A 16326-nucleotide genomic window follows, 5' to 3' on the forward strand; every position below is an offset into this window, starting at 1 on the left:
TGGCTGAATGGCTGCAGAGCGATCAGCTGTTGCAGAACTGCATGATGACTGAGAATGGTAAATATCCACTTGTCTATATTCCGGGATTTTTATGTAAAGGAAGGCAACACAATAATAAAGGAAGGCGGCCGAAACGGACGACATGTTTACAAAGATTACAGAAGAACGAGCATTTGACGGAATATTAGCGCAGATCATAGAAAATATCCGGCGGGGAGAACTGAAGCCGGGGGACACTTTACCTGCGGAACGTGTTATGGCAGAATCACTGGGAGTTTCCAGACCTGCTGTCCGTGAAGTCCTGCGGGCACTGGAGCTGATGGGAATTGTCACAACGGTCCGCGGCGGGGCCAACTATATTACCGAGAATATGGATCAGTGGCTTTCTGCACCACTGGCCCTTCTTTTTCAGCTGAATAACAGCCATGTACAGCAGGTACAGGAACTTCGTTCTGCGCTGGAGCAGGAGGCTGCGCTTCTTGCAGCCGGGAATTGTACGGAGAAGGATGCATTAGATCTGCGTTCCATCCTGGCACAGCTGGAGAGCTCAGAGGACGAGAAAGCCCGTGCAGGTCTTGATAAGAAGCTTCATACGAAGATTGGCAGGATCGCAGGGAATCCTATGATCTACAATGTCCTGGATGCGGCAGCGCAGCTGACTGAGGAGATCATTTCCGGCACCCGAGCCTATATTATGCAGAAACATAATTCCGCTCTGGAGGTGGATGAGCAGCACAGAAGGCTGGTGGAAGCCATTATTTCCGGAGACCGGAACCAGGCGGAGAAGCTGATGCGCGAACATATGGAAACCATTGAGAAATATATACTGGAGATTGCGCAGCAGCAGGGGGAGAACAGCCTTGTATTTCATCGCTGATCCACCTGAAAAAATTAAATAAAATTTCAGTAAAAATCCCGTTAATCTGGTAAGACCACTATTGATTTTGGTAAGACCGCGTGCTATAATAGGGACTGTATTGGTAATACCAAAAAAGTTTGATATTATGGCAGCATCCTGAAGGCTTCATGACGAGACAGCATAAGATGAGACAGCGTAAGTTGGGACAGCATGAGACTAGACAGCGTAAGGTAAGATAGCATGAGGCAGGACAGCATAAGACGAGACAGCACAGGATGAAGGTTACTGTACCCCTGCAGTATCGTATAAAATATGCTTCAGGCCACAGCGTGGGCGGTAACCTGCCGGAAATATCAGGAGAAAGGACTTGCGATTATGGGATATGTAAAATGGAGTTATGACACACTGAACCATTTCTGCGGAGACGTTTTTAAAGCGTTTGGCTTTTCTGAGGAAGAAGGAAGCATCATTAAAGATGTTCTTCTGACTGCTGATCTGTATGGGATCGAGAGCCACGGAATGCAGAGAATGGTTCGTTACCATAAAGGAATCGAGAAGGGGACTATTCATCCCCAGGCGAAACCGGAAGTTGTTTTTGAGACACCGATTTCTGCTGTGATAGACGGACATAATGGAATGGGCCAGCTGATCAGCCATTTTGCCATGGAAAAGGCAATTGAGAAGGCAAAGACAACTGGTGTGGGAATCGTAAGTGTACGAAATTCCAACCATTTCGGTATTGCAGGATATTATGCGAACATGGCCTGCCATGAAGGCCTTCTTGGAATGGCATGTACCAACTCCGAGGCGATCATGGTACCGACTTTTGGAAGAAAGGCTATGTTGGGCTCCAACCCGATCGCAGTCGCTATGCCTGCAGACCCGTATCCGTTTTTCTTTGACTGTTCCACAACAGTTGTAACCAGAGGTAAACTGGAAATGTATAATAAGATGGGCAAGCCTCTTCCGAATGGCTGGGCACTTGACAAAAACGGTCATGCCAGCAATAATGCACCGGATGTACTTGCAAACATCGTAGCCAAGAAGGGCGGCGGAATCATGCCTCTTGGTGGAAACGAGGAAGTCAGCGGAAGCCATAAGGGATATGGCTATGGAATGCTCTGTGAGCTGTTCAGCTCTATTCTTTCCATGGGCGTTACCTCCGATAAATGCTGTACATTCCCGGATAAGACCGGTATCTGCCATGGATTTATGGCGATTAACCCGGCGGCATTCGGAGATCCGGATGCGATCCGCAAGCATTTTTCAGAATATCTTGAGGCACTTCGGGAGAGTCCGAAGGCAGACGGTCAGGACAGGATCTATACACACGGCGAGAAAGAGGTAGCTGCTGAAAAAGACAGAAAAGAGAATGGCATTCCGGTCAACGACAATACCATGGTAGAGCTTGCTGATCTCTGCAGTTATCTGAAGCTTGATTTTGGCTCTTATTTTGAAGGCTATGAGCTTCCGAAGGACAGTAAATTCTTCAATGGTAATTATTAATTCAGGTAATCCTTTTGAAATGAAATATATCATAATTATCCAAGGAGGAAAAGAAAATGGATTATGCAAAAGAGTCATTAAGACTGCACGGAGATTGGAAAGGTAAGATCGAGGTTGTTACAAGAGTGCCGGTTGAGAATAAAGACGACCTTTCTCTTGCATATACACCAGGTGTAGCTCAGCCTTGCCTTGAGATCCAGAAAGATATCAATAAATCCTACGAGCTTACAAGAAGATGGAATATGTGTCTTGTTGTAACAGACGGTTCCGCAGTTCTTGGTCTTGGTGACATCGGACCGGAAGCCGGTATGCCTGTAATGGAAGGTAAATGTGTACTGTTCAAGGCATTCGGCGATGTAGATGCATTCCCGCTTTGCATTAAGAGCCATGATGTAGACGAGATCGTAAATACTATTTACATGATCTCCGGATCCTTCGGTGGTGTTAACCTTGAGGATATCTCCGCTCCGAGATGCTTTGAGATCGAGAAAAAACTGAAAGAGAAATGTGATATTCCGATCTTCCACGATGATCAGCACGGAACTGCAGTTATCACACTTGCAGGTCTGACAAACGCTCTGAAGGTTGTCGGAAAGAAGAAAGAGGATGTTCGTATCGTTATGAACGGTGCAGGTGCAGCTGCTATCTCTATCTGCAGACTTCTTCTGAAAGCAGGCTTCAAGGATGTTACACTCTGCGATAGAAAGGGTGCCATCTATGAGGGACGTACAGAAGGAATGAACCCGGTTAAGGAAGAGATGAGCAAGCTCACAAACCTTCAGAAGAAACAGGGATCTCTTGCAGAGATGCTGGTTGGCGCGGATGTATTTATCGGTGTTTCCGCTCCTGGAGCAGTTACAACAGAGATGGTTAAGACCATGAACAAAGATGCCATCATCTTCGCATGCGCAAACCCGACACCGGAGATCTTCCCGGATGACGCAAAAGCAGGCGGAGCAAAGGTTATCTCCACAGGAAGAAGTGACTTCCCGAACCAGATCAACAACGTTCTTGCATTCCCTGGAATCTTCCGTGGTGCATTTGATGTAAGAGCAAGTGATATCAACGATGAGATGAAGATCGCAGCTTCCAAGGCTCTTGCAGATCTGATCACAGATGAGGAGCTTTCTCCGGAGTATATCATTCCGAAGGCATTCGACAAGAGAGTCGGACCGGCTGTCGCAAAAGCAGTAGCAGAGGCAGCAAAAGCAACAGGCGTAGCACGTATCTGATCTTAAGCGCCTGATACGAACCAAAACAGCCCTTCATTAAGAAGAATATATCAGACACCCGTACTCTGTAACCCGGTACGGGTGTCTTTTTGTTTCCCAGCAGGTGGTATTACCCTTTGACAAATGTCCTCGCAGTGAGTACAATAGCAAAAGAATATGATAGGAGGTTAAGCACAGCATGAAACCATGGGAAGCTAATATACGAAAAGTAGTGCCGTATACTCCTGGCGAGCAGCCAAATGAGAGCGGCATGATCAAACTGAATACAAACGAGAATCCATATTCACCGGCTCCGGGTGTGGAGAAGGCGCTGAAGGCCCTTGATGCCGATACCCTGAGACTTTATCCGGATCCGACAGCAGGAGACCTGGTACACAGTATTGCCGCGTTCTACGGCCTGAAGGACGAGCAGGTATTTACAGGCGTTGGTTCCGATGACGTACTGGCTATGTGTTTTCTCACATTTTTTAATTCAGAGAAACCGATCCTGTTCCCGGACATCACTTATTCTTTCTATGATGTATGGGCAGATCTTTTAAGGATCCCATATGAGCGCCCGGCATTAGATGAGGAGTTCCATATCCGTAAGGAAGATTATTTCCGTGAAAACGGCGGAATCGTATTCCCTAATCCCAATGCACCGACCGGCGTGGAAATGCCTCTTTCTGAGATCGAGGAGATCGTGGCAAAGAATCCGGAGAGTATCGTGATTGTAGATGAGGCGTACGTGGATTTCGGAGCAGCATCCGCACTGCCGCTGATCGAAAAATATGATAATCTGCTTGTTGTGCAGACCTTCTCCAAGTCCAGATCCCTGGCAGGAATGCGTATCGGATATGCCTTCGGAAATCCGGAGCTGATCAAATATCTCAATGATGTGAAATATTCCTTTAACTCCTATACCATGGATCGTACTACCATCGCGGCTGGTGTGGCATCTATGGAGGATAAGGCATATTTTGAGGAATGCTGCCATAAGATCATTACAACAAGAGAGTGGACAAAGGCAGAGCTCAGGAAGCTTGGATTTTCCTTCCAGGATTCCAGATCCAACTTTATCTTTGCCACACATGAGAGCTGTCCGGCCAAAGAGCTTTTCGCAGCACTGAGGGAGAAACATATCTATGTAAGATATTTCCCGAAGGACAGGATCGACAATCATCTCCGTATCACCATCGGTACCGATGAGGAGATGAAAAAGCTGGTAGAATTCCTGACGGAATATCTGCAGAAATAACAGTTAAGGAGGTACTATGGAAGTACTGGTACAATGGTTTTCACACCACCTTGCACAGTTTATCTCTCCCGAGGGAGCTGTGTTCATCATTTCTATGATCCCGATACTGGAGCTTCGCGGCGGCCTTCTGGCAGCTTCTTTGCTGAAGATATCGGCTGCGAAGGCACTGCCGATCTGTATCGTGGGAAATATTATTCCGATTCCGTTTATCCTGCTTTTTATCCGGCAGATCTTTAAATGGATGAAAAAAACAAAGACGTTCAGAGGTCTGATCACAAAGCTGGAAAACAGAGCTATGGGAAAGAGTGACCAGATCAAGAGATATGAATTTCTGGGACTTTTGCTGTTTGTGGGAATCCCTCTTCCGGGCACAGGAGCCTGGACAGGTGCACTGATCGCCTCTCTTCTTGAGGTGGATATCAAAAAATCCTCCATTGCGATCCTGTGCGGACTTTTTATGGCAAGTGCCATTATGTATATTGTTTCTTATGGAATTGTAGGAAATGTAGTGCATTGATCGATCGCAGAGAAGGAATGTCTTTTTGATCGAGATCGGATTGAAAATAAAGAAATCCCTTACCGGATCTGTAAAATAATATGTGTTCTGTATTCCGGAAACATATCAGAGATCGGTAAGGGATTTCTTTATGTGTTTTTACATATCAGGCAGAGGTATACCGAGAAGATCCTTACATAAATCTGCGCTTCAGCATGTCCGCGTTTAAAGCGTATTTCAGAGCTGTATCCCTGGTGATACGGCCTTTTTTATATAATTCCAGAAGGCTCTGGTCCATAGAACGCATCTGCTCCTGACCGGATGTGGAGATCACGCCTTCGATTTGGTGTACTTTATTGTCGCGGATCATATTGCGGATGGCAGGAGTCAGGCGCATGATCTCGAAAACAGGAATGTTGCGTCCGTCCACATCCGGGATCAGCTGCTGGGAGATCACAGCCTGAAGGACCATGGAAAGCTGGAGGGCGATCTGATGCTGCTGGGATGGCTCAAACACGTCCATGATGCGTTCGATGGTGTTGGCTGCTCCCAGAGTATGCAGGCTGGAAAGGACAAGATGACCGGTTTCCGCAGCGGTCATGGCAGTCTGGATGGTTTCATGATCACGCATCTCTCCAAGAAGGATTACATCCGGGCTCTGGCGTAGTGTGGCACGAAGAGAAGTCAGATAGCTTTCGGTGTCGGTACAGATCTCGCGCTGGCTGACGATACAGCGATCATGGCGGTGGAGATATTCCAGAGGATCCTCCAGAGTGATGATGTGGCCTTCCCGGGTATGGTTGATCCGGTCGATCAGGCAGGCCATAGTGGTGGATTTACCGCTTCCGGCAGAACCGGTAACAAGGACCATGCCACGGGTATAGTCGGAGATATTCATCACATCCTCCGGAATGGAAAGCTCTGCAGGATCCGGCAGCCGGAAGGCGATCACGCGGATCACGGCAGCCAGGGAACCACGCTGCTTGTAGGCATTGACACGAAATCTGGAAACACCGGGAATGGAAAAAGAAAAGTCATCATCACCGGTTTCCATAAGACGGGATATATCGCGGTTTTCCGCAAGGCCGTAAATGGTGCGGAGTAAATTTTCTGTCTGATCAGGCATCAGCCTGTCACCACGGTCCAAAAGATGACCGTCGATCTTTTCTGCCAGGGGGCGGCCTGCGATGATAAAGATATCAGAGACACGCCGGTTGGCAGCTTCTGCTAAAAATTCAGGAATAGGGGTATCCATAGGTTTATTCTCCTTTAAATACATTCTGGTGGTTGTCAGGTTGCCAGAATCCGGTAAGCTCTGTGTTCCATTGCAGGATCTGATAAGCGGAAGAGCTTTTTTTCTGCGGATAAAAAATCTCAAGCACTACAGAAAGCTGTTGTGTCTCGGAAATTCCAACGGAAAAGGAAAGGGTGTGGCTGTGGGAATCCCAGCTGAGATCGTTCCTTGTGTCCGCAAGCGTTTGTATCATGGAAAAATATCTGGTCTCATCGGAAGCTTTTTCCCTGTATTGCTCCAGATCATCACGGATTTCTGAAACGGTTTCTGTGGCGCTTGCGCAGCCGGTGTAATAATTTTCGGTCTGTTTCATAGAATGTCTGGCTGTGTTAAGACTGGATCTGGAGCTTCCAAGAGTAAGCAGAGCAAGTACACAGAGACACAGCACAGAGAAGATAAGAAACAGGGAAGGAATGCCGACAGTTACAAAAAACGTATGCTTCTGTTTCAATGTACAGCCTCCCTTCTGTAGTCATCAACAGGAAAACGCAGGGTGATCCGGTAAAGCTCACTGCAGTTGGAAAGCTGCCGGAAAGAAAGCTCGCCGGATTTTTCTGAAGAAGAAATATCTGTTTCCAGGATCATTTCACAGGCGGCTTCTCCAGAAGAGCAGCTCTGCCAGTTACGGTCATAATACCAGATCAGGTTGGTGTTCTTTTTGATACCCCCCGGAAGCAGGGAGAGGAACTGTTCATCGGTTCCGTCAGTGCCTTCCAGTATCTCGCCCACGGAGGTTGTGAGAGCCTGGATCTGGTTCCACTGTTCTGCCTGGAGCCGGTTTTTCCGTGCTGCCGCGAAGATCTGGATGCAGGCAGCTGAGGAAAGTGACAGAAACAAAAGGGCAAGGATCATTTCCATCAGAAAAAGGCTGGTACCGGAATTATGTCTTGATTCTTTCATGATGCCTCCTTTTTGCCAGTGCGATGAAGCAGGAATTCCGAGCAGACTCCCGTGGTACTTTCCAGGGAAAAGTGGTAAAAACCATTTTCCATTTCCGAAAACCGGAAATCGGAAAGCTGTGAGATGACGGTTCCTGCATCGGAACTGGCCTGAGAGCCTTTTGCAGTGAAAAGCTCCATCAGACTGTCATTCTTCAGGTAAATATACGTGATATATTCTTTTCCTTTGATATCATCCCGGAAACAAAGGGCAGGAATATCATCCAGGGAACCGGAAAAGATCTCATCGCCGCGGTCGTGCTGCCGGAATTTGGTAGTCAGATAAGTTGCTGCGGTCCCAAGCTCGGAATCGGAGTCAGTCTGTTTCACAGTCTGCTGGTAAATCCGGGCGGAAAATAGCAGCATCAGTATAAGGAACAGAACAAAAACACCAAAAAGAAGAAGCGAAAAAAGAGAAGAAACGGAATGTCCGGTGTTCTTCCGGTGATTCATGAGGCATTCCCTCCTTTCGTACTGCCGGACAGAGCGATCACGCTGATAGACGGCAGGAGATTGGAACCGTTAGGAACATACTCTACTACGAATTTGGTTTTGTCATAAGTGATATGATAATCCAAGAGAAGCTGGGACAGGCTTTCGGGATATGTGCCTGTGAGGGCATAGGTGCGGATGGCACCGTTTTTCAGTGCCTGTTCCAGAGCATCCTGTTCTTTGTGTACGGCCTGATCGGAGGTGCTGCTGACACCTGCCACAAACAAGGTGCAGGATAAAACCAGAAGCAGCGCCGGAAAGAGAAGAAAAAATGCTCTGAGAAATTTTGTTCTGCGGCTTTCAAAAAGTTCCATGCGGTCACCACCTTACATTGCAAAATCTGAGAGGATCCCCAGAAGCGGCATCATGACGGATAAAAGGACCAGCCCCACAAGAAGAGACAGCAGGATCACGATGGTAGGCTCCACAATGGAGACTGCCTGTGAGATCAGATCTATGGATCTTTCGGTGTACTGCCGGGAAAGCCTGCGGAAGGTTTCGTCACTGGAACCGGAATAGAAGGATATCGTGATGAGACGGCCTTCCATGCCGCCGAACAGACCGGATTCTGTAAGAGCCCTGGAAAAAGTTTCTCCGCTATCCAGGATAGAGGAAGCCTTCCGGAGTCTTTCGAGTATCACCGGCTGTGAGATCAGATCCTTTGTAAGCTCCAGGCTGGTTTCAGGGGAAAGTCCGCTCCGAAGCCCCAGGGAAAGGCCCTGGGCCAGACGACTGTAATCCATGGCAACCGGGATCTCACGGAAAAACGGGAGATGGATGACCATTTTTCGCAGCAGGCTGTGGCCTTTTTCCGTAAGACTGAAAAACAGGATGCAGCCAATGAGGGCTGCGGCGAGGATCAGAAAAACAGAGGAATACCGGCTGATCACGTTACCTGCATTCAGAAGTCCCCGGGAAACCCCGTTCATTTCCATTCCCATCTGGTTAAATACCTGTTGAAATACTGGCAGGACTTTTATCAGAAGGACCAGGATCACAACAGCCATCATGCCAAGCATGAGCAGCGGGTAAGTGACTGCAGACCGTATCTGTCCTGAGATTTCTTCCTCCTGTTCATAGTGGGAACTGAGACTTTCCATGATCTCATCCAGGCAGCCGGTTTCCTCACCGGTCCGGACATAGGCGGTCATGGATGTGGGAAAGATCCCGGATTCGTCAAGAGCCCGGGAAAGAGAACCGTTTTCTTCCACGGAACGGATCAGGGGTGTGAGGATCTGCCGGTCTGCATCGGTCTTGCTTTCGTCACAGAGGATGTGAAGTCCTTCCGCTGTGGATATGCCGGAATGCAGAAGCATTCCCATCTGCCCGCAGAAACTGGATAATTCCCGGGCTGTCAGTTTGTTTTTCATAATAAGGTCTCCTTTAGTTGGTCAGCGCGTGAACTGTACCGTATAATTGCTTTCATCACCGATATATTCCTGGATCGCTTCATCACCATCACTGTTGGCGTCAAAGGTGGGATCCATCAGCTTCCAGGTGTCGCCGTCAAAAGATACTGCCTTTGTCACCCAGCCTCTGCCACGGATATAAACATCGATCCATGCATGCTTTACATCACCGGAATAGCCGATCTGAAGCTTGCAGGGAATGTCCTGGCTGCGGAGCATTGCAGTAGTCAGTGCAGCGTAATCAAAACAGATCCCCGTGCCGGTGCTTAACGTATCATCTACATCAGGAAGATAACCGGCTTCGACAGAATCAGCTTTGTCATAATCGTAGGAAATATGACTGGTAACATATGTATAGAAGGTTTTCAGGATGTCGATATCGGTCATGTCTTCTTTGACAAGAGAGGCTGCCAGTTTGCAGGCTTCACTTTTGGAAGAAAAGTCCACGTACTGGTTTGGATATAGAAACGGAAGAAATTCATTCTGAAGCTTTATTGTGAGCGTTTCCGTGTAAAGGGCGGCATACTGGTTTCCATCAACCTGCTGATAGCAGGTGATGAGATACTCACCGGAGCCTTCGGAAAAAGGAAGTACCGTCTGTTCATCAGGTTCCAGAAAATAGGAATAGACCACACCGGAGGGAGCAGTAAGCTGAATGTTCATGCGGGAATCATCGGAATCGGATTCTGCAGTCAGATATCCCTGATCCTGATTGGAAATATCCAGGATCAGAGGGGAACTGCCCAGTGTTTTTTTGCCGGGGGCCTCCGGGGTGAGGACTCTGGCCGGAGAATATACCGGAGGTTCTTCATCGGAGGAAGGAGAATTTCCACAGCCTGCCAGCAGGATTCCGAAAAGCAGCCATACAAAAAAGAGACGGACTGGTAAAAATTTTGACATTGTTTCCGTTCTCCTGTTATATCATGCTTTCTTTTTGAACAGTATAGCAGATTCCGTGAAAAAAAGACAGGAGCAGGGCTCAAAATGCAGTGGAAAATGTTGACATTTCAGGGAAAAAAACATATACTCTATATATAAAGGCAAACCTGTTGAAAGACAGGGACGCAAAGCCATGGGTCTAAGGTCCGAAGGATGACTATGACAGCCGGTTGCCGCATTAAATTCCGATTTAATGACGTATTCAGATAACATCTATGAACAAGAATCTGTGTGTTAATGCGGCCGTTTATTTCGTTAGAATAAGCGGCTTTTTTGATGCCTAAAATCCGGTTTAGGTTGGAAACTGAAACGTCGGCTTTCAGAAAGGTGTGAATGATATGAAAAGAACAGATATCCGTAAAATTTTTACAGGCAGGAAAAAAGCTTTAGCAGGATGCCTTGCAGCTGTTATTGTACTGGCAGGTGGCTTTAATGTCTGGCAGTCGTCACAGGTTCCGGAATTTCCGGATTTTACAGATCCGGTAGTGGAGACTACCATCACAGAGGACGACACTCCACTTGCTTCAAAACCGAAGGTGACTACCAAAACGACTTCAAATACCAAGACAACCAGAAAAAAAGTTAGGCTGAAAAAAGCGGCGACCAAGACTTATACCAAGAAGCTTCCGACTACCAATAAGAAGAGTACGACCACAAAGAAAACAAACAGAAATACAACCGTAAAAACATTAAAGACAGTTAAGACTGCAACAACACAGAAATACACAAAGAAATCAAAAACAGCCGTTCAGACACGGAAAGTAACTACAACCATTCAGACGACCACAACAGTCATGGCGGCTTCAGCTACTGCCGGCAAAGCGAATGCAGCTTCCACAAAAAAAGTAGAAAGCATCAACATGGACAGCAAATATTCAGTAAGCAATATTGCTTCCATTGCACCGAAGATGGACAGCAGGGTGCTCAAAGCCTACAAGAAGCTTGGATTTACTGTAACGATCGATCCGTCTGTTAACTACGGAGGCTGCTTTAACGCACATTCAAGAAGCATCATCCTTCGTTTTGAGAATGAGACAATCTACCATGAACTGGGACATTTCCTTGCTTTTGTTGCGGGAAACGTAGACAGAACAAGTGATTTTGCCGCAGTTTATAACAGCGAAAAATCCAAATTTACAGGTATCAACAGAAGCTATGCAACGCAGAACAGTTCAGAATATTTTGCAGAATCAGTGCTTGAGTATGTAACAAGTCCGTCAACACTTAAGAGACAGAGACCAAAAACGTATGCAGCGATCGTGGCGGCTCTGAATAAAATTACTGATGAACGTATCCAGAGGGTCATGGATATATACGGACCGTTCTGGAGCTAAAAAAGAAGCATACAGGAACGTTGGATCTGTCCGGGAAGAGATCTCCCGGGCAGATTTTTTCTTTTTTGTGAGAAAAGTATAAAAAAAATGTCGATAAATATTTCTTGCAATAGACTCTATAAGGTGTGTATAATGAAACATAAGCTGAAAACACGCTTTCATTCAAAAAAAGTGCAGCCATGTCAGGTTGTATCTGATTCCATAAACAACAAATATATAATTTATCAGATTTAAGAATAGAGGATTTAATATGAGAGAAAAGTATGAATCATTATCTCTGGCGGTGCTGAAGGATCTGGCAAAGGCGAGAGGGATGAAGGGAATTTCTACTCTGAGAAAACCGGCACTGATTGAGCGGATGCTGGAGGAGGACGCCAAAGAGTCCGACAGAGGAAATCCCGAAGAAGTACACAAAAGTACACCGGCAGAAAATACTGTAAAAGAAAAAAGCTATGATTCGGAAAAAACAGAATATCGTACCCGTCCGGCAGGGGAAGGACTTCAGGAGCAGCGGAAGGAATATCGTAGTGATAAGAATGAGCAGGAACACAGAAGCACAAATATCCGCAGAGAGTACAACCGTGAATATAACCGGGAAGCTACAAGGGAGAACGGGAATGTTCCGTCAGAATCCACCCAGCTGGACAGTGGTGAAAAGGCTAACGGGATCCTGGAGGTCCTTCCGGATGGATATGGCTTTATCCGATGTGAGAATTATATGCCGGGTGAGAACGACATTTATGTTTCTCCTTCCCAGATCCGCCGCTTTAATTTAAAGACAGGTGATATCATCCAGGGAAATATCCGCATCAAGACCCAGGGAGAGAAGTTCAGTGCCCTTCTCTACGTATCTTCCATTAACGGTTTCCATCCGAGTGAGGGACAGAGACGGTATAATTTTGAAGATATGACACCGATCTTTCCGAATGAGAGACTTGTCATGGAGCGTGCAGGCGGTACAACGGCCATGCGTATCGTGGATCTGATCAGTCCTATCGGAAAGGGCCAGCGAGGAATGATCGTATCTCCGCCAAAGGCAGGTAAGACAACCCTTCTGAAAGACGTTGCCAAGTCTATCCTCAGGAATAACAGAGATATGCATCTGATCATTCTTCTGATCGATGAGCGTCCTGAGGAGGTTACCGATATCAGAGAGGCGATCCAGGGACCGAATGTGGAAGTGATCTATTCTACATTTGATGAACTTCCGGAACATCATAAGAGAGTTTCCGAGATGGTTGTGGAGCGTGCGCGCCGTCTTGTAGAGCATAAACAGGATGTGATTATTCTTCTGGATTCGATCACACGACTTGCCAGAGCCTATAATCTGATCATCCCGCCAAGCGGAAGAACCTTATCCGGTGGTCTTGACCCGGCGGCTCTCCATATGCCCAAAAGATTTTTTGGCGCAGCCCGTAATATGCGCGAGGGCGGAAGCCTGACGATTCTGGCAACCGCACTTGTGGATACTGGAAGCAAGATGGACGATGTTATTTATGAGGAGTTCAAGGGAACCGGTAATATGGAGCTTGTCCTGGATCGTAAATTACAGGAGAAACGGGTATTCCCGGCCATTGATATCCAGAAATCCGGAACCAGAAGAGAGGATCTGCTTCTCAGCAAGGATGAACAGGAAGCGGTTTATATTATGCGAAAAGCTCTTAACGGAATGAAAGCGGATGAGGCAGTAGAACAGATCCTGAATACCTTTGCCAGAACCAGGAACAATGCAGAACTGGTACAGACTGTAAAGAAACAGAAATTTTTATAAAGTCCTTGCATTTTACGGAAAGCTATGTTATACTTAGCAAGCTGTTTAAAATGGAATTCGTCAATTGAATACGAATAATATTAAATATATAGAGAGGTGAAAATCATGAGAGAAGGAATCCATCCGAACTACTATCAGGCAACTGTAACCTGCAACTGCGGAAACACTTTCGTAACAGGTTCTACTAAAGAGGACATCCATGTTGAGATCTGTTCCAAATGCCATCCGTTCTACACAGGACAGCAGAAGGCTACACAGGCTCGTGGACGTATCGATAAGTTCAACAAGAAATACGGCCTGAATAAGTAATTATTGCGAATACAGGAAATGAGAAGGTTGAGGTTGGGAAATCTCAACCTTTCTTTAACTGAAAAATTTTAAATTTGCACAGGAGAGAATGAATGAGATCATCGAATATCGGCGGACAGGCGGTCATGGAAGGCATCATGATGCGCCACAAGGACAAATATTCTATCGCAGTGCGCCGCCCGGACCAGGAGATCGAGCTGAAGGTAGAGGATTATAAATGTATCTTCGGAAATCACGCATTTCTGAAGAAACCGATCATCCGTGGTGTGGTAAGCTTTGTGGATTCTCTTGTGGTAGGCACGAAATGCCTGATGTATTCTGCGGAGATCGCAGGAGACGAGGAAGATGAGGAAACAGCCAGGAAGAATGAGCAGCTTACAGAAGAAGAGCGTTCTGCAAAGAAAGCCAAAGAGGATAAGCAGTTCAAGTGGCTTCTTTACATTACGGTAGCTATCTCCATGGTGGTTTCTGTGGCTGCTTTTATGTTTCTTCCGTATGTACTGGCCAGTCTGATCCGAGGGGTAGGTGCTTCGGAATTTCTGGTCACCATAGTGGAAGCCTTTGTGAAGCTGGCACTGTTTATGGGATATATGTTCCTGATCTCCAGAATGAAGGATATCCAGAGGACATTTATGTATCACGGTGCGGAGCACAAATGTATCAACTGTGTGGAGCATGGTCTGCCTCTGACGGTAGAGAATGTGTTAAAGAGCTCCAGGCTTCATAAGCGCTGTGGAACAAGCTTTCTGTTTCTGGTCATGCTGGTAAGTATTGTGCTGCATTTTATGTTTGTGGCGGTGCCGTTTTACTGGGTGAGACTGCTGGGAAGACTTCTCATGGTACCGGTAGTTGCGGGGATTTCCTTTGAGATCATCCAGTGGGCAGGAAGAACAGACAGTAAATTTGCGGACATTATGAGTAAACCAGGTCTTGCCATGCAGAAATTCACCACAAAGGAGCCTGCTGCAGATATGGCAGAGGTAGCCATTAAAGCAGTTGAGGCTGTTTTTGATTGGAGAGCTTATCTGAAAGAGGAATTTGACCTGGACATCCCATATGAGACAGAGGAGACAGAAAATGCAGACTCTTGAGTCCCTTCTGAAAAAAGGTACAACAATACTGAAAGATAACGGATTGGAAGAAGCCGGGCTGGATGCCTGGCTCCTTCTGGAATTTAAGACCGGAAAGAATCGGGCATATTATTTTGCGCATGGAGATGAACCGGTGTCTGATGAGACCGCAGCAGAGTATCTTACGCTGATCGACAGGCGGGCAGGACATATTCCTGTACAGCAGCTGACTCATCAGGCTTTTTTTATGGGCTATGAGTTTTATGTAAACGAAAACGTGCTGATTCCTAGACAGGATACGGAGACTCTGGTGGAAGAGGCATTGAAACACCTTGGGGATGTGGAAAAACCGGAGATCCTGGATATGTGTACCGGCTCCGGCTGCATCCTGCTCAGCCTTCTTCTGGAACGGCAGGATGCCTGTGGGACCGGTGTGGATGTTTCACCGGAAGCACTGGAAGTGGCAAAAAAGAATGCAGGTATTCTAAAGGTGGAGAACCGGGCGGATTTTGTGGAAAGCGATCTGTTCTCAGCACCGTATTTTTGTGAAAAAGGTGGAAAAGATAGTGGGAAATATGATATCCTTATTTCAAATCCGCCTTATATCGCAACAGAAGAAATTGAAACACTGATGGAAGAAGTCCGCCTTCATGATCCGAGGAAGGCTCTTGACGGAATGGAAGACGGGCTTTATTTTTACAGAAAGATCACAGCAGAGGCCGGAAGGTACCTGAAACCAGGCGGATGGCTTCTGTATGAAATCGGCTGCACCCAGGGTGAGGCAGTCAGTACAATGATGAAAGCAGCCGGGTTTACCGGGGTTCAGATCGTAAAGGATCTGCCGGGCCTTGACCGTGTGGTGCTTGGACAGAAACAGGAGGAAATACATGTTTGATAAACTGGATGATCTGCTGGTACGTTTTGAAGAGCTTCTCAATGAGCTGGGAGAACCGGGAGTAACCGACGATCCGGCACATTTTCAGAAGCTGATGAAGGAGCAGAGCGACCTGCAGCCAATCGTTGACGCATATAAAGAATATAAGAAAAATAAGGAAACCATCGAGGACAGTCTTTCCATGCTGGAGAGCGAGAAGGACGAAGAGATGCGTGAAATGCTGAAGGAAGAACTTTCCGATGCAAAAAAGAGAGTGGAGGAGCTGGAGCATGAGCTGAAGATCCTTCTTCTTCCGAAGGACCCTAACGACAGCAAGAACGTTATCGTTGAGATCCGTGGAGGTGCAGGCGGTGATGAGGCAGCACTTTTTGCAGCAGAGATTTATCGTATGTATGTAAAATACGCGGAGTCCCGCCGCTGGAAAACCGAGATGCTCAGCCTCAATGAGAACGGCATCGGCGGCTTTAAGGAGGTTACCTTCATGATCAAGGGGGGGGGTGCATATTTCAGACTGAAATACGAAAGCGGGGTTCACCGGGTACAAC

The 16326-nt window shown here is 46.9% G+C and carries 18 protein-coding genes and 1 riboswitch; of the genes, 11 read left to right on the forward strand and 7 right to left on the reverse strand.

All coding sequences use genetic code 11. From position 1 onward, the window contains the following. Positions 1-142 precede the first annotated feature (142 nt). The 5 genes from BN3261_RS15575 (at position 143) to BN3261_RS15595 (ending at position 5351) form a co-directional block, all read left to right on the forward strand. Positions 143-877: a FadR/GntR family transcriptional regulator gene (locus tag BN3261_RS15575; protein WP_015526167.1), complete on the forward strand. Its 735-nt coding sequence runs from the start codon at positions 143-145 to the stop codon at positions 875-877. 294 nt (positions 878-1171) lie between these two features. Next, positions 1172-2365: an Ldh family oxidoreductase gene (locus tag BN3261_RS15580; protein ID WP_330383284.1), complete on the forward strand. Its 1194-nt coding sequence runs from the start codon at positions 1172-1174 to the stop codon at positions 2363-2365. A 56-nt stretch (positions 2366-2421) separates the two neighbouring features. Continuing rightward, positions 2422-3597 carry an NAD(P)-dependent malic enzyme gene (locus tag BN3261_RS15585; protein WP_015526165.1) on the forward strand — a complete coding sequence of 392 codons (1176 nt, stop codon included), beginning with the start codon at positions 2422-2424 and terminating at the stop codon, positions 3595-3597. Between the two features lie 178 nt (positions 3598-3775). Then, positions 3776-4834, forward strand: coding sequence for a histidinol-phosphate transaminase (gene hisC / locus BN3261_RS15590; RefSeq protein WP_022426847.1), 1059 nt, complete (start codon positions 3776-3778; stop codon positions 4832-4834). A gap of 16 nt (positions 4835-4850) precedes the next feature. Next, positions 4851-5351: a COG2426 family protein gene (locus BN3261_RS15595; RefSeq protein WP_059086725.1), complete on the forward strand. Its 501-nt coding sequence runs from the start codon at positions 4851-4853 to the stop codon at positions 5349-5351. A 172-nt stretch (positions 5352-5523) separates the two neighbouring features. On the opposite strand, the gene BN3261_RS15600 is transcribed toward BN3261_RS15595, so the two are convergent. The 7 genes from BN3261_RS15600 to BN3261_RS15630 are packed head-to-tail and all read right to left on the reverse strand — an operon-like array spanning position 5524 to position 10363. Beyond that, positions 5524-6585, reverse strand: a complete 1062-nt coding sequence (locus tag BN3261_RS15600) for a type IV pilus twitching motility protein PilT (RefSeq protein WP_059086726.1) — start codon at positions 6583-6585, stop codon at positions 5524-5526. Between the two features lie 4 nt (positions 6586-6589). Next, positions 6590-7075, reverse strand: coding sequence for a hypothetical protein (locus BN3261_RS15605; RefSeq protein ID WP_059086727.1), 486 nt, complete (start codon positions 7073-7075; stop codon positions 6590-6592). Continuing rightward, complete coding sequence (locus BN3261_RS15610) at positions 7072-7524, reverse strand: hypothetical protein (protein WP_015526159.1); 453 nt, start codon at positions 7522-7524, stop codon at positions 7072-7074. The genes BN3261_RS15605 and BN3261_RS15610 overlap by 4 nt, the downstream gene beginning before the upstream one ends. Continuing rightward, positions 7521-8015, reverse strand: a complete 495-nt coding sequence (locus tag BN3261_RS15615; protein WP_022426851.1) for a DUF4860 domain-containing protein — start codon at positions 8013-8015, stop codon at positions 7521-7523. Before BN3261_RS15615 ends, BN3261_RS15610 begins: the two co-directional genes overlap by 4 nt. Continuing rightward, a complete protein-coding gene (locus BN3261_RS15620) occupies positions 8012-8368 on the reverse strand; it encodes a hypothetical protein (RefSeq protein WP_059086728.1) in 357 nt (118 codons plus the stop codon). The genes BN3261_RS15615 and BN3261_RS15620 overlap by 4 nt, the downstream gene beginning before the upstream one ends. 12 nt (positions 8369-8380) lie before the next feature. Further along, complete coding sequence (locus tag BN3261_RS15625) at positions 8381-9424, reverse strand: type II secretion system F family protein (protein WP_059086729.1); 1044 nt, start codon at positions 9422-9424, stop codon at positions 8381-8383. A 21-nt stretch (positions 9425-9445) separates the two neighbouring features. Then, a complete protein-coding gene (locus BN3261_RS15630; protein WP_059086730.1) occupies positions 9446-10363 on the reverse strand; it encodes a transglutaminase-like domain-containing protein in 918 nt (305 codons plus the stop codon). Positions 10364-10492: 129 nt separating this feature from the next. Then, positions 10493-10580, forward strand: a riboswitch (cyclic di-GMP riboswitch). Between the two features lie 160 nt (positions 10581-10740). Between BN3261_RS15630 and BN3261_RS18040 the strand changes: the two genes are divergently transcribed. The 6 genes from BN3261_RS18040 to BN3261_RS15665 all read left to right on the forward strand — a co-directional run. After that, positions 10741-11736 (forward strand): anthrax toxin lethal factor-related metalloendopeptidase, encoded by a 996-nt coding sequence (locus BN3261_RS18040; protein ID WP_235812401.1) that lies wholly within the window; start codon positions 10741-10743, stop codon positions 11734-11736. Between the two features lie 250 nt (positions 11737-11986). Further along, positions 11987-13507: a transcription termination factor Rho gene (gene rho, locus BN3261_RS15645; protein ID WP_021652109.1), complete on the forward strand. Its 1521-nt coding sequence runs from the start codon at positions 11987-11989 to the stop codon at positions 13505-13507. Between the two features lie 105 nt (positions 13508-13612). After that, positions 13613-13816, forward strand: a complete 204-nt coding sequence (rpmE, locus tag BN3261_RS15650; RefSeq protein WP_015526151.1) for a 50S ribosomal protein L31 — start codon at positions 13613-13615, stop codon at positions 13814-13816. A 92-nt stretch (positions 13817-13908) separates the two neighbouring features. Beyond that, on the forward strand, positions 13909-14907 hold the full coding sequence (locus tag BN3261_RS15655) for a DUF1385 domain-containing protein (protein ID WP_015526150.1): 999 nt from the start codon (positions 13909-13911) through the stop codon (positions 14905-14907). Further along, positions 14894-15781 carry a peptide chain release factor N(5)-glutamine methyltransferase gene (gene prmC / locus BN3261_RS15660; RefSeq protein ID WP_022426857.1) on the forward strand — a complete coding sequence of 296 codons (888 nt, stop codon included), beginning with the start codon at positions 14894-14896 and terminating at the stop codon, positions 15779-15781. Before BN3261_RS15655 ends, prmC begins: the two co-directional genes overlap by 14 nt. Beyond that, the coding region (locus tag BN3261_RS15665) for a PCRF domain-containing protein (protein WP_199874133.1) at positions 15774-16326 on the forward strand (553 nt) is incomplete at its 3' end. The genes prmC and BN3261_RS15665, both read left to right, overlap by 8 nt.

Source organism: Blautia massiliensis (ex Durand et al. 2017) (genome assembly GCF_001487165.1).
Taxonomy (GTDB): Bacteria; Bacillota; Clostridia; order Lachnospirales; family Lachnospiraceae; genus Blautia_A; species Blautia_A fusiformis.